The organism is Sphingomonas sp. Root710 (assembly GCF_001429065.1).
In the GTDB taxonomy this organism is placed as follows: domain Bacteria; phylum Pseudomonadota; class Alphaproteobacteria; order Sphingomonadales; family Sphingomonadaceae; genus Rhizorhabdus.
In genome coordinates this window covers 681,382-693,627 of sequence record NZ_LMIB01000001.1, presented here as the reverse complement: position 1 = coordinate 693,627, position 12,246 = coordinate 681,382, and the positions used below count along the sequence as shown (strand labels likewise).

General features: G+C 64.9%; 12 protein-coding genes and 1 tRNA gene. 9 read left to right on the top strand and 4 right to left on the bottom strand.

The genetic code is table 11. From position 1 onward, the window contains the following. Positions 1-50 precede the first annotated feature (50 nt). On the top strand, positions 51-1,607 hold the full coding sequence (locus ASE00_RS03260) for a phospholipase D-like domain-containing protein (RefSeq protein ID WP_056377752.1): 1,557 nt from the start codon (positions 51-53) through the stop codon (positions 1,605-1,607). 55 nt (positions 1,608-1,662) lie between these two features. Then, the gene (locus ASE00_RS03255; protein ID WP_056377751.1) at positions 1,663-3,045 is read left to right on the top strand and encodes a M20/M25/M40 family metallo-hydrolase; all 1,383 of its coding nucleotides are present in this window, start codon (positions 1,663-1,665) and stop codon (positions 3,043-3,045) included. Between the two features lie 33 nt (positions 3,046-3,078). Here the strand turns inward: ASE00_RS03255 and ASE00_RS03250 are convergent, their stop codons facing one another. Together ASE00_RS03250 and ASE00_RS03245 are read right to left on the bottom strand one after the other, a co-directional pair. Further along, positions 3,079-4,476 carry a DEAD/DEAH box helicase gene (locus ASE00_RS03250; RefSeq protein ID WP_056377750.1) on the bottom strand — a complete coding sequence of 466 codons (1,398 nt, stop codon included), beginning with the start codon at positions 4,474-4,476 and terminating at the stop codon, positions 3,079-3,081. Positions 4,477-4,616: 140 nt separating this feature from the next. Then, positions 4,617-5,069 (bottom strand): hypothetical protein, encoded by a 453-nt coding sequence (locus ASE00_RS03245; protein ID WP_235538524.1) that lies wholly within the window; start codon positions 5,067-5,069, stop codon positions 4,617-4,619. 130 nt (positions 5,070-5,199) lie between these two features. Here ASE00_RS03245 and ASE00_RS03240 point away from each other — a divergent pair, with 130 nt between their 5' ends. Further along, positions 5,200-6,636, top strand: coding sequence for an FAD-binding oxidoreductase (locus ASE00_RS03240; protein WP_056377748.1), 1,437 nt, complete (start codon positions 5,200-5,202; stop codon positions 6,634-6,636). A gap of 102 nt (positions 6,637-6,738) precedes the next feature. Further along, a complete protein-coding gene (locus tag ASE00_RS03235) occupies positions 6,739-7,515 on the top strand; it encodes a SapC family protein (RefSeq protein WP_056377747.1) in 777 nt (258 codons plus the stop codon). Between the two features lie 374 nt (positions 7,516-7,889). Here ASE00_RS03235 and ASE00_RS03230 read toward each other — a convergent pair whose 3' ends face one another. Further along, a complete protein-coding gene (locus tag ASE00_RS03230; protein WP_056377746.1) occupies positions 7,890-8,750 on the bottom strand; it encodes an N-formylglutamate amidohydrolase in 861 nt (286 codons plus the stop codon). A gap of 157 nt (positions 8,751-8,907) precedes the next feature. Here ASE00_RS03230 and cpdR point away from each other — a divergent pair, with 157 nt between their 5' ends. Together cpdR and ASE00_RS03220 are read left to right on the top strand one after the other, a co-directional pair. Further along, positions 8,908-9,282 (top strand): cell cycle two-component system response regulator CpdR, encoded by a 375-nt coding sequence (cpdR, locus tag ASE00_RS03225; RefSeq protein ID WP_056377745.1) that lies wholly within the window; start codon positions 8,908-8,910, stop codon positions 9,280-9,282. 59 nt (positions 9,283-9,341) lie between these two features. Further along, positions 9,342-9,416, top strand: a tRNA-Val gene (locus ASE00_RS03220). Positions 9,417-9,459: 43 nt separating this feature from the next. On the opposite strand, the gene tgt is transcribed toward ASE00_RS03220, so the two are convergent. Next, positions 9,460-10,593: a tRNA guanosine(34) transglycosylase Tgt gene (tgt, locus tag ASE00_RS03215; RefSeq protein ID WP_056377744.1), complete on the bottom strand. Its 1,134-nt coding sequence runs from the start codon at positions 10,591-10,593 to the stop codon at positions 9,460-9,462. 75 nt (positions 10,594-10,668) lie between these two features. Between tgt and ASE00_RS03210 the strand changes: the two genes are divergently transcribed. From ASE00_RS03210 to ASE00_RS03205, 3 genes are all read left to right on the top strand, one after another. Further along, a complete protein-coding gene (locus ASE00_RS03210) occupies positions 10,669-11,424 on the top strand; it encodes a TSUP family transporter (RefSeq protein ID WP_056377743.1) in 756 nt (251 codons plus the stop codon). A gap of 179 nt (positions 11,425-11,603) precedes the next feature. After that, positions 11,604-11,768 carry a hypothetical protein gene (locus ASE00_RS23820; RefSeq protein ID WP_200957868.1) on the top strand — a complete coding sequence of 55 codons (165 nt, stop codon included), beginning with the start codon at positions 11,604-11,606 and terminating at the stop codon, positions 11,766-11,768. Between the two features lie 44 nt (positions 11,769-11,812). Further along, complete coding sequence (locus tag ASE00_RS03205) at positions 11,813-12,244, top strand: DUF488 family protein (protein ID WP_056377742.1); 432 nt, start codon at positions 11,813-11,815, stop codon at positions 12,242-12,244. The last annotated feature ends 2 nt before the right edge of the window (positions 12,245-12,246 follow it).

Here is a 12,246-nt window from a genome sequence, read left to right as displayed (position 1 = left end):
GAAATAGTTACGGTGCCAGAATCAGGCGCCGCCAGTATATCAGGCGGGGAATGTCGGGCGAAATCTTTCAGACCGGGGCGAATTGCTGGCGGATCGAGCATGGCAAACGTATCGCCGTGATCGTCGATGCCGCCGACTATTTCCGCGTCGCGCGCGATGCGATGCTCCAGGCGCGCGAACAGATCATGCTGGTCGGCTGGGACGTCGATCCGCGCATATTGCTCGATCCGGAAGATGGCGACGGCGGATCCCCAAATTGCCTCGCGGAGTTCATCCCCTGGCTGGCGAAGCGGCGGCCCGAATTGCGGATCAACCTGCTGATCTGGAACATGGGCTTCCTCAAGATGCTCACCCGGGGGCTCTCGGCCCTCACCCTTGCCCGTTGGAAGATGGCACGGCATGTCCGCATCCATTTCGACAGCAGCCATCCGCTCGGCGCGACCCATCATCAGAAGATATTGGTGATCGACGACAGCCTGGCGCTGTGCGGCGGCATCGACATGACGTCCGACCGCTGGGATACGCCCGAGCATCGCGATCCCGATCCGCGCCGCAAGCGGCCGAGCGGGATTCGCTACATGCCCTGGCACGACACCGCCGGCGTGATCGAGGGCGATGCCGCAGCGGCCCTCGGCGAGCTCGCCCGCGAACGCTGGCAGCGTGCGACCGGTTTCGAATTGCCCGCCCCCACCCGGCACGACGGATGCTGGCCGGACCAAGTCGATCCGCTCTTTACCGATCGCAACGTCGCCATAGCGCGCACGGTCCCCAAGGCCGAAGGCGTCGAGGAGGTCCGCGAGATCGAGCAGCTCTATGTGGATATGATCGAGCGCGCCCGGGATTTCATCTACGCGGACAATCAGTATTTCGCGTCACGCCGGATCGCCGAGGCGCTGGCCCAGCGACTAGCCGAGAAGGACGGACCGGAGATCGTGATCGTCAATCCGATCAGCGCCGACGGCTGGCTCCAGGAGGCGGCGATGGGCAGCGCGCGCGCCGCCCTGTTCTTCCCGCTCGCCGAAATCGACCGGCATGACCGCTTCCAGATCTACACACCGGTCACCACCGCCGGTAATCCGATCTACGTCCATTCCAAGCTGATGATCGTCGACGACCGCATTCTGCGGGTCGGCTCGTCCAACATGAACAACCGGTCGATGGGCCTCGACAGCGAGTGCGACCTGGCCCTTACCGCCGAGGATGAAAGCCAGCCCGATCCCGCGATCCGAGCGCTACGCGAGCGGCTGATAGCCGAGCATCTCGGCAAGACACCCGAAATCGTCGCCCGAGCCTTTGAGCAGATCGGTTCGCTGATCGGTACGATCGAATGTCTGCGTGGCGACGGCAAGACACTGGTACCGTTCGAGCCCGGAGCATGGAGCGACGCGACCCTTGCGATCGGCGCAAGCGAACTGCTCGACCCGGAATCGGTCGACGAACGCTGGGAGCCGCTCTCGAACCGGGGCCTGTTCCGTGGCTTCCTGCGGCGCGGTACGCGGCAGCTGTTCGACAGGATCCGCGCGCGGCGCAAACGCAATCGCGGGCGCTGGAAGCGCAAGTTCCGCGATTTCCTCCAGCATCATCATCTGCCTGGGCATCGCGATTGACGCAGTCTCGATCGCGCGTCACCTTCCTGCTTTCACTGTTGTCAGGAAGCATCTCATGCGCCGCGCCATCCGCCCCTTTCTCGCCGCATTGGCCTGCGCGATAGCCCTGCCCGCGCCGGCCGCGACCATCAGCCGCGATCAGCATGACGAGACGCTGGCCATATGGAAGAAGATGGTGTCGATCCCCACCGTCCAGGGCCGAGGCCAGATGCCGGTGATGGCGAACTATGTGGCCGAGCTGCTTCGCAAGGGCGGGTTCGCCGCGGCTGACGTGATCATCGAGGGGGATGGCGATGCGACAAGCCTGGTCGCCCGCTATCGTGGCACCGGCAAAGGCAAACCCATCCTGCTGTCGGGCCACATGGACGTGGTCGAGGCGCGCGCCGCGGACTGGACCCGCGACCCCTTCGTGCCGGTCGAGGAGAATGGCTATCTCTACGGGCGCGGTTCGCTCGACATGAAGTTCGGCGATGCGGTGCTGGTGTCGACGCTGCTGAAGCTGAAGGCGGAAGGATTCCGCCCAGGCCGCGACATCATCCTGCTGCTCTCGGGCGACGAAGAGACCGAGATGGCGACCACCCGGCGGCTCGCCCAGCAATATGGCGTCGCCGAACTGTTGCTCAATGCCGATGGCGGCGGCGGGCTGCTTGATGCGCAGGGCAAGCCGGTCGCTTTCTACGTCCAGGGCGCCGAGAAGACCTATGCCGATTTCGAGATCAGCATCACCAACCCGGGCGGCCATTCGAGCCGCCCCGGCGCGACCAACGCGATCTACGATCTAGCCAAGGCGATCGACCGCATCGCCGCTTATCAGTTTCCGGCGCAGGTCAGCGAACTCACCCGCGCTTATTGGCAGGCGACGGGCAAGCTTGTCGGCGGCCAGCTCGGCGCGGCGATGCACGCTTTTGCGGAGAATCCGAAAAACGAGGCCGCGCTCGCCACATTACGCGCCGATCCCGAATATATCGGCATAACCGGCACGACCTGTGTCGCGACAATGCTGTCGGGCGGACATGCGCTCAACGCCCTGCCGCAGAAAGCCAGCGTTTCCGTTAATTGCCGCATCTTCCCGGGAACGACGATCGAGAGCGTCAAGGCAAAACTGGCCGACGTGATCGCCAATCCGCAGGCGACGATCACCACGCTGGGCGGTCCGGTCGCGAGCGACGCCTCGCCTTTGCGCCCGGACCTGATGAAGGCGCTGCGCAAGGGCGTCGACCTCAGCTATCCCGGGCTGCCGATCATTCCCCAAATGTCGGCGGGTGCCACTGACAGCCTCTATTTCCGGGCCGTCGGCATTCCCAGCTACGGGGTGATCGGCATGTTCATCAAGCCGGAGGACGACTATAGCCACGGCCTGAATGAACGCGCGCCGGTCGCCAGCCTCGATCCCGCGCTGCTGATGATGCGGACGCTGTTGGTCGATCTGGCCAAATAGCGCCCATCCTCGTCCTGGCGAGGAGGAATGGATTCAGCTCAGCCGAACCTCGAGGAAGCTCGGCACCGGGCCGTTCCAGCCATCGTCGGGACCATCATCCTGCTCATCACGGCGTGGACGGCGGCGATCGTCGTTGCGGGAGTCGCGCGGCGGGCGGGTATCGCGCGGCGCCTCACGTGGAGCACGAGGCTCCCGGGCGTCTCTCGGTTCGCGCGCGGCAGGCGCTTCGCTCGCCTCTGCCTTGGTCTCCGAACGGCGGCCACGGCCACGCGCGGGCTTCGGCGCATCCTCACGCGCGTCGCGCGCCGCCTCGGGCTTCGATCCGCCGGTCCGAGCAATCTTGTGCCCAGTCAGCTTCTCGATCGCTTCGATCGCCTCGGCGTCCTCTGGCGTTACCAAGGTAATCGCCTTGCCGGTCGCACCGCCGCGCCCGGTGCGGCCGATACGGTGGACATAATCATCGGGATGCCAGGGAACGTCGAAATTGAAAACGTGGCTCACGCCTTTGATGTCGAGCCCGCGTGCTGCAACGTCGGACGCGACGAGGATGTTGATCTCGCCGCCCTTGAACCGGTCAAGTTCGCGAAGCCTCTCCGGCTGCTCCATGTCGCCATGAATCTGTCCGGCTCGGAAGCCGTGGCGGCCCAGGCTTTGCGCCAGATCGCGCACCGTCGTCTTGCGGTTCGAGAAGATGATCGCGGTCGTCACATCCTCTGCGCGCAGCAGGTCGCGCAGCGTGTCGCGCTTGCCCCGGCTCGACGTTTCGACAAGCGCCTGATCGATCGACAGATTGGCGCTCGCGGGGCGCGAAACCTCGATCTGCTTCGGGTTCGACAGGAACTTATCGGCCAGCTTCTTGATCGGCGCGGGCATCGTGGCCGAGAAGAGCAGCGTCTGCCGCTGCGCCGGCAGCTTGGTGCAGATTTCCTCGATGTCGGGGATGAAGCCCATGTCGAGCATCCGGTCAGCCTCGTCGATGACGAGCAGGCTGCATCCGGTCAGCAATATCTTGCCGCGCTGGAACAGGTCCATCAGCCGGCCCGGGGTCGCGATCAACACGTCGACCCCTTTTTCGAGCGCGGCGACCTGTTCGCCCATGTTAACGCCGCCTATCAACAGAGCCATGCTAAGTTTGTGATATTTACCGTATTTCTCGAAATTCTCAGCCACCTGCGCGGCAAGCTCGCGGGTCGGCTCCAGAATTAGCGACCGCGGCATGCGGGCGCGGCTGCGGCCATGGGCGAGGATGTCGATCATCGGCAAAACGAAGCTGGCGGTCTTGCCCGTCCCCGTCTGGGCGATGCCGATCAGGTCCTTCATCATCAGGACAGGGGGGATCGCCTGCGCCTGGATCGGCGTCGGGTCATTATAACCGGACTCCGCGACAGCGCGGAGAAGTTCATCGGAAAGGCCGAGATCGGCAAACGACATATTATATCCGGAAATAGGGCGGCACGGCGCACCGCTCGAAGCGCCGCGATTGGGCGCGGAGGCGCGATTTGTCAAGGTAATTGGGGTGTATAAGCTCGTTTGCGCGGGCCTGGCGCGCCCATCAGGTCGGACGGATCAAATCAATCGTCCGGTACCAGCTTGCGAAAACGCTTGATTTCGCACTGTCCGCCCGCGCGGGTGCGGATCATGTCTCGATCGGCGCAGATGCGGCCATCTTCGGTCGGCAAGATGTAGAAGCCCGAATAATAGTCGAGCGCAGGGCATCGCGACGAGAATTGCGCGCGCAGCCGCTGCCCGCCTCTCAGCGCCAGATCGATCGCGTCATCGGCAACCACTGCGGCGCCAGCGATCGACGACATAGCCACGCATTTCGGGCCTTTTTTCGACTTCCACTTGAGCGGCTTGGCCGGCGTGCGACGCGGCACGCGAACGATCAGCGACTGCTCGATCGTCAGCTGAGCGAAGGCGAGCGGGCGTCCGCCATCGACGCCCGGCGCCGCGACGGCGACTGCCGCGAACATCGCCAAAGGGGCTCCGGCGCACAGCAGTCGCGGCAAACGGCCCAGCTTCACGATCGAAGATCCACCCTTTCGAAGGCCCCGGCTTTGTGCGCGATCACCCTAACCCTTTCATCCTTCGGCGCAATTGGTTGAACAGCGGATTAACTGGCAAATCGCGCGGGGCCTAGATTATGTTCCCGCCATGGCCGACCTCAACTTTCCCGACAAGCAACTGCTCGACAAGCTCGCGACCCTGCTCGGCCCGCAGGGTTTCATCGCCGACCGCGATCTGATCGCTCCGTGGCTGGTCGACTGGCGGGATCGCTATCATGGTGAGAGTGCCGCGCTGCTCGCCCCGGCCGACGCCGCACAGACCGCTGCGATCGTCCGCCTGTGTGCCGAGGCGCGGGTCGCGCTGGTCCCGCAGGGGGGCAATACCGGTACGGTCGCGGGCGCGACCCCCGCCGCCGACGGCTCGGCGCTACTGCTGTCGACGCGGCGAATGAACCGGCTTCGCGCCATCTCCGCGGACGACAATTCGGTGATTGCGGAGGCCGGGGTGATCTTGTCGGACCTCCACGACGCCGCCGCTGCGATCGGGCGGCGCTTCCCGCTGTCGCTGGCGGCGAAGGGCTCCGCGACCATCGGCGGGCTCGTCTCGACCAATGCCGGTGGGACGCAGGTACTGCGCTTCGGCCCGATGCGCGCGCTGGTTCTGGGGATCGAGGCAGTGTTGCCCGACGGATCGCTGTTCGACGGGCTGGCGACGCTTCGCAAGGACAATCGCGGTTATGATCTGCGCCAGTTGCTGACCGGTGCGGAAGGCACGCTCGGCGTCGTCACTGCCGCTGCGCTGCGACTGGTGCCGGCCATTTCGGGACGCGCCGTCGCCTGGGCAGGCCTGTCAAGCCCGCGCGATGCGCTCACCCTGCTGCGCCGCCTCGAAGAACGGACCGGCGAAGCGGTGGAATCGTTCGAACTGGTGCCCGCCAACGCTCTGGCGCTGGTTCTGCGCAACATTCCGGGCACGCGGCCGCCGCTCGACGCAAGCCACGCGTGGAACGTCCTTATCGAAGCCGTCGGCGGACGGGGCGCTGATCCGGAGGCCATGCTGGAACAGGGGCTTGCCGCCGCCATCGAGGACGGGCTCGTGCAGGATGCGACCATCGCGTCGAGTGAAGCGCAGGCAGAAGCCCTGTGGACTTTGCGCGAATCCATCTCTCCGGCCGAGAAAATCGACGGTCACTCGCTCAAGCACGACATATCGGTCCCGGTGCTCGATATGCCCGCCTTTCTCGATCGCGAGCGGGACCGCCTGGAAGCGCACTTTCCGGGATCGCGGATCATCGCCTTCGGCCATCTCGGCGACGGCAACATCCACTTCAACCTGTTGCCCCCGCCCGGCGAAGACCGGCTGGCGTGGATCGCGCGGCATGGCGCGGAGGCAAGCGCGATGGTCCACGATCGCGTTGCTGCGGCCGGCGGCTCGCTGTCGGCCGAACATGGCATCGGCCAAGCCAAGCTGGCCGAGTTCGCCCGGCTGACCGACCAGCCCCGGCTCCACACTCTCCGGGCGATCAAGCGGGCGCTCGATCCCTTGGGCATCATGAACCCCGGAAAGCTCGTTCCGCCTGAATGACAGGCCCTTGCTTCCGGCGATCAGGGTCAATAGACGGCGGGGGCATTAAATGGGGCTTTGCGCCTCTCGATAATCTGACCGGCATTTTCAGGAGAATCCTCAATGGCGAGCGCCCCGGCCAACGCCCTGCCCCTTTTCTACAATGAGCTGCAGCCGCTCTCGAGCCAGCTCCACGCTGGTTGGAAGGCCCGCACCCTCGAAACCGCGCCCTTTTTCGCCAAGGCGCATGCGGTGCCGCTGACGGTTGAGGAGTTCATCCTCGCGCAGCGCCACTACCCGATCGTCTTCTCGGCAGGCCCGAACCCGGTGCCGCTCGGCCTGTTCGGCCTGAACGAGGGCGTCAACGTCTTCACCGACGAAAATGGCATCCCGACCAACAACCTCTACGTGCCGGCCTATGTTCGCCGCTATCCTTTCATGCTCGCCAAGCTCCGTCCCGACAGCGATGATCTGTCGCTCTGCTTCGACAGCAGCTCGGGCGTGATCGGCGAGTTCGAGGACGGTGCCCCGCTGTTCGAGGGCAGCGAGCCTTCCGACGCGATCAAGAACACGCTGGGCTTCTGCGAGCAGTTCGAACAGGCCGGCATGCGCACCGGCATGTTCATGGAGGAGCTGATCCAGAACAAGCTGCTGATCGATGGCGAAGTGACGATCGAACCGGAAGGCGCTGACCAGCCCTTCGTCTATCGCGGCTTCCAGATCGTTTCGGAGGAAAAGCTCAAGGAACTGCGCGGCGACGTTCTGCGCAAGATGGTCCAGAGCGGCCTCTTGCCGCTGATTCATGCGCATCTCTTCTCGCTGTCGTTGATTCGCGACGTGTTCGCTATGCAGATGCAGCAGGGCAAGACGCCGGCGCCGAACCCGCCGCTCACCGCCTGAGAGGCCCGGAATAGCGCCTAAATACCCGGCGAGATAAGGAATTTCCCCAATGAGGGCGAACTATCCTTGAAACGCCCGGTGAACCCCCCTATCTTGCATGTGTACGGCGGTCGTGCCCCCCTTTCGCGGCCTCGTACGGCGCATCCTCCGGGATGCGTTCCTCCCTGAACCTTGGCCACCTCGTGCGAAAGCACGGGGTGGTTCTTTTTTGAGTATAACGACTTAGCAGTTTCCACCGCCATTTGCCGTGCTTCATCCGGCCTTGTTTCGTATACGCAATAATGCCGTGTGCGCCTTCACCAAAGGCCATCACGGCTGGGGAAGAAGCCATCCCTTTACGTAAAGGGGCGTCGTCTGCCCGCGCATCCACCTGCTCATTCGGCTGCGACCGGCAGACTCGACTCGAACAATCCGGCGATTTTGTCGACAATCAGCGCCAGCAGGCGCGCACACCCGTCAAGATTGCTCGCCGGAGCATCGAGACTCGCATCCAGGTAAAGCGACCGGTCATATTCTATCTGGATTGCATGCACCTGCTTGCGCGGGCGTCCATGCCGATCGATCGTGTAGCCGCCGGCATAGGGATGGTTTCGCGCGACACGCAGCCCCGCACCTTCGATCACCGCCATGGCGACATCGACCACTGATGAAGCTGCGCCCGCCCCGAACCTGTCACCGACCACGATCCGCACCGGCCCGCCGGCCTGCCGCACCGGCAGCGGCGGCATCGAATGGCAATCGATCAGCACCGCCGCCCCGAACAGCGCCCTGGTGACCTCCAGCCGCTCGGCGATTGCGCGATGATAGGGCACATGCGCCACGGCGATGCGGCGTTCGGCCTCGGCCATCGTCATCCGCGTGCGCCACAGTTCGCCGCATGACGGCAGACGGCGTGGAAACAAGCCCAGCCCCGCGCGGACCTTGCCGCTCAGCACCAGGCCTTCAGCGCTGCCCCGGTCCTCGATCATGGCGGGGTCGATCTCGCGCGGATCGCGGTTGAGATCGATCGCCGCGCGGGCGGTGCGGGCGACGATGGCCGTCGCACCCCCGGCCACCGCCTGTTCGACCAGCCGGTCGGCGTGCCGATCCTCCAGCGCGCGCAGCCGCTCGATCGGTACCCGCGCCGCTGCGACCAGGTCGGGCGCATAGCTTCGTCCGGCATGCGGCACCGCGAGCAGCACCGGCGATTGCGGTGTCGCGGGGCCCAGCATCGAGAAAGCGGCTTCGGCAGTCATTACCCGATTGCTAGGTCCGCGCTTGTCAGCGCGCAACCGCGGCGACCGGCGGACTGGCGCAAATTCTGCGTTCCATGCTGGAATTTGTTAAGTGGTTGTCGCATAATGGAGCATGCTTCACCGGCACGAGGCCGGTTGGGGGATGCGATCAAGGGCTATGATCCGGATATTATTGGCCGAGGACGACGATTCGATGCGCGAGTATCTCGCTCGCGCGCTGGAGCGTAACGGCTATGCGGTGACCAGCGTCGATCGCGGCACGGCGGCCCTCCCGCTGCTCGAAAGCGACAGCTTCGATCTGCTGCTCACCGACATCGTCATGCCCGAGATGGACGGCATCGAGCTGGCCCAACGCGCCAACGTGATCGCGCCCGACATGCGGGTGATGTTCATCACCGGCTTCGCGGCGGTGACGCTGAAGGCCGGAGCGACGCCGCCCGACGCCAAGGTATTGTCGAAGCCCTTTCACCTGCGCGACCTGGTTCTCGAGGTCGATCGCATGTTCCAGATCGGCAGCGCGACCGGCATCTGATAAAAAGCTTTTTAGCGGGGTTGCGTGGCCGCAAAGGCTCCGCTAGTGAGCCCCGCGTTGGGCGTGTAGCTCAGTGGTAGAGCACTGTGTTGACATCGCAGGGGTCGCAAGTTCAATCCTTGCCACGCCCACCATTAAAAACCCCAGCAAGCCTTTCGGTTTGCTGGGGTTTTTCGTTTATCCGCCGCGGTAATAATCTCGCCGAAATTCGTTAGAAAAGTCAGCCAGCCGCCCCTCGCCGATCGCCGCGCGCAGGTCTGCCATCAGCGCCTGGTAGAAGCTCAGATTATGCTCGGTCATCAGCATCGCGCCCAGAATCTCGCCCGCGCGGATCAGATGGTGGATATAGGCGCGGCTGAACTGGCCGCAGACCGGACAGGCGCATCGCTCGTCGAGTGGGCGCTGATCCTCGCCGAACTTGGCGTTGCGCAGGTTGATCGGCCCCGAGCGTGTGAACGCCTGGCCATTGCGGCCTGATCGGGTCGGCAGCACGCAATCGAACATGTCGATGCCGCGCTCGACCGCACCGACGATGTCGTCGGGCTTGCCGACGCCCATCAGATAACGGGGCTTGGCCGGATCGAGCTGGCCGGGCGCGAAATCGAGCGTGGCGAACATCGCCTCCTGCCCCTCGCCCACCGCAAGGCCGCCGACCGCATAGCCGTCGAAGCCGATGTCGAGCAGCGCGTCGGCCGATGCCTTGCGCAGCTTCTCGTCGAGCGCGCCCTGCTGGATACCGAACAGCGCCGCGCGTTCGGCATGTTCGCCGCCCGCGTCGAAAGCTGCGCGTGAACGCCGCGCCCAGCGCATCGAACGCTCCATCGCCTCGGCCTGCTGCTGGGACGTGGACGTGGTCGGCACGAGTTCGTCGAACGCCATGACGATATCCGAGCCGAGCAGCCGCTGGATCTCCATCGACCGCTCGGGGCTCAGCATATGCGCCGAACCGTCGAGATGGCTCTTGAAGGCGACGCCTTCCTCGCTCCGTTTGGTCAGCGCCGACAGGCTCATCACCTGATAGCCGCCGCTGTCGGTGAGGATCGGGCGATCCCAGCGCATGAACTGGTGCAACCCGCCCAGCCGCGCGACGCGCTCCGCGCCCGGGCGAAGCATCAGATGATAGGTGTTGCCGAGGATGATGTCCGCTCCGGTCGCGCGGACATCGGCGGGCTTCATCGCCTTCACCGTCGCGGCGGTGCCCACCGGCATGAAGGCGGGCGTGCGAATCTCGCCGCGCTGCATGCTGATCGTGCCGGTGCGCGCCTTGCCGTCGGTCGCGGCGATCGAGAATTGGAAGCGGGGAGCTGTCATGGCCGCAGGCCATAGACTCGGCGCTCCGCAGTGCCAAGGCTTGCGCCGCGCCGCGCCGTGCGGCACGGGCGGAATATGGATTTCGGCCTCGACACCTATGCGATCCTGACGCTGATCGCCTTCATCGCGGGGTTCATCGACGCGATCGCCGGCGGCGGCGGATTGCTCACCATCCCTGCGATGCTATCGGCCGGGATCCCGCCGGTCGCGACCCTGGCCACCAACAAGTTACAGGGCAGCTTCAGCTCGGGCACCGCGACAATCAGCTTCTCGCTGAAGAAGATGGTCGACTGGCGCACCTATTGGCCGCAGATAGTGGTCATCGCTTTGATGTCGGGTCTGGCGGCGTGGATCGTCCAGTCGATCAAGACCGACGTCCTCGAACTCATCGTGCCCGTCCTGCTCGTCGCGGTCGCCGCTTATGTGCTGCTCAGCCCGCGCATGACCGACGAGGACGTCCACCAGCGGCTGACACCCAAGGCCTATCTGCCGGTCGGCGGCGCGATCGGCTTTTACGACGGCTTCTTCGGGCCCGGCACCGGCAGCTTCTTCGCGACGAGCCTCGTCTCGCTGCGCGGCATGGGCCTGATCCGGGCGACCGCCCACACGAAAGCGTTCAACTTCGCCAGCAATGTCGGCAGCCTGATCGTCTTCCTGATCGGCGGGCACGCGCTGATCCTGCTCGGCCTTTGCATGGCGATCGGCTCCGCCTCGGGCGCCTATACCGGCTCGCACACCGCGATGCGCTTCGGCGCGAAGGTGATCCGCCCGGTGCTGGTGACGATCAGCCTCGCCCTCACCGCCAAACTGCTGTGGCAAGCGCTGAGCTGAGGCCGCTTCCGGATTATTACCCATGCACCCCGGTGGGGGATTCCCCACGCCCCGCCGATCGAATATGGTGAATCCGCCAAAGCCGTTCGCCACGGTGCCGGAACGACTCGGCGAGGCTCACTTGCCTTTCCGAACCGCCGGCGCTTCGATGGCGGCGGCATGATCAGGAGAGTTTTGCGTTGGACGACAGCAGCACACCGAAGGCCGAAACGAGCAAGCGGAAGCTCCCCTCGGTGCCCAAGATCACCAAGAAGACAGCGGTCGTCGGCGCGGCGATCGGCATCGGATCCGCCGCGATCGTCGCAGCGCTGCTCTACGCCAACCGCGGCGGCAACAAGAACTGAGCCGGAGGGGTGCAATTCCCGCGCCCCTTTCCCACCTCTGCCCGATGAAGATCTTCACCATCGGTTATGAAGGCGCGACCCAGGGCGAGTTCATCGCGCGGCTTCGGGAGGCCGGGATAAAACTGCTCGCCGACGTCCGCGCGGTGCCGCTATCCCGCCGCCCCGGCTTCTCGAAGAACATTCTGGCCGCGGGGCTTCGCGAGGCGGGGATCGATTATGTCGGCCTGAAGGCGCTGGGCACACCGCCCGAGGGGCGCGAAGCCGCACGCAAGCATGATCTCGCCCGGTTGCGCCATATCTATATGGGCCAGCTCGAACTGCCCGAGGCGATGGTCCAGGCCGCACAACTGCTGGATATGGCGACGGAACGGCCTACCGCGCTGCTTTGCTTCGAGCGCGAACCCGCTTGTTGCCACCGCTCGCTACTGGTCGAAGCGGTGATGCCCGATGCGGAAGTCGTCGACCTCTTCGTCTGATC

Excerpts from the sequence above, each read along its gene's own strand:
- ASE00_RS03260 (WP_056377752.1), top strand. The coding sequence starts at position 51 with ATGTCGGGCGAAATCTTTCAGACCGGGGCGAATTGCTGGCGGATCGAG.
- ASE00_RS03255 (WP_056377751.1), top strand. The coding sequence starts at position 1,663 with ATGCGCCGCGCCATCCGCCCCTTTCTCGCCGCATTGGCCTGCGCGATA.
- ASE00_RS03250 (WP_056377750.1), bottom strand. The coding sequence starts at position 4,476 with ATGTCGTTTGCCGATCTCGGCCTTTCCGATGAACTTCTCCGCGCTGTC.
- ASE00_RS03240 (WP_056377748.1), top strand. The coding sequence starts at position 5,200 with ATGGCCGACCTCAACTTTCCCGACAAGCAACTGCTCGACAAGCTCGCG.
- ASE00_RS03235 (WP_056377747.1), top strand. The coding sequence starts at position 6,739 with ATGGCGAGCGCCCCGGCCAACGCCCTGCCCCTTTTCTACAATGAGCTG.
- ASE00_RS03230 (WP_056377746.1), bottom strand. The coding sequence starts at position 8,750 with ATGACTGCCGAAGCCGCTTTCTCGATGCTGGGCCCCGCGACACCGCAA.
- cpdR (WP_056377745.1), top strand. The coding sequence starts at position 8,908 with ATGATCCGGATATTATTGGCCGAGGACGACGATTCGATGCGCGAGTAT.
- tgt (WP_056377744.1), bottom strand. The coding sequence starts at position 10,593 with ATGACAGCTCCCCGCTTCCAATTCTCGATCGCCGCGACCGACGGCAAG.
- ASE00_RS03210 (WP_056377743.1), top strand. The coding sequence starts at position 10,669 with ATGGATTTCGGCCTCGACACCTATGCGATCCTGACGCTGATCGCCTTC.
- ASE00_RS03205 (WP_056377742.1), top strand. The coding sequence starts at position 11,813 with ATGAAGATCTTCACCATCGGTTATGAAGGCGCGACCCAGGGCGAGTTC.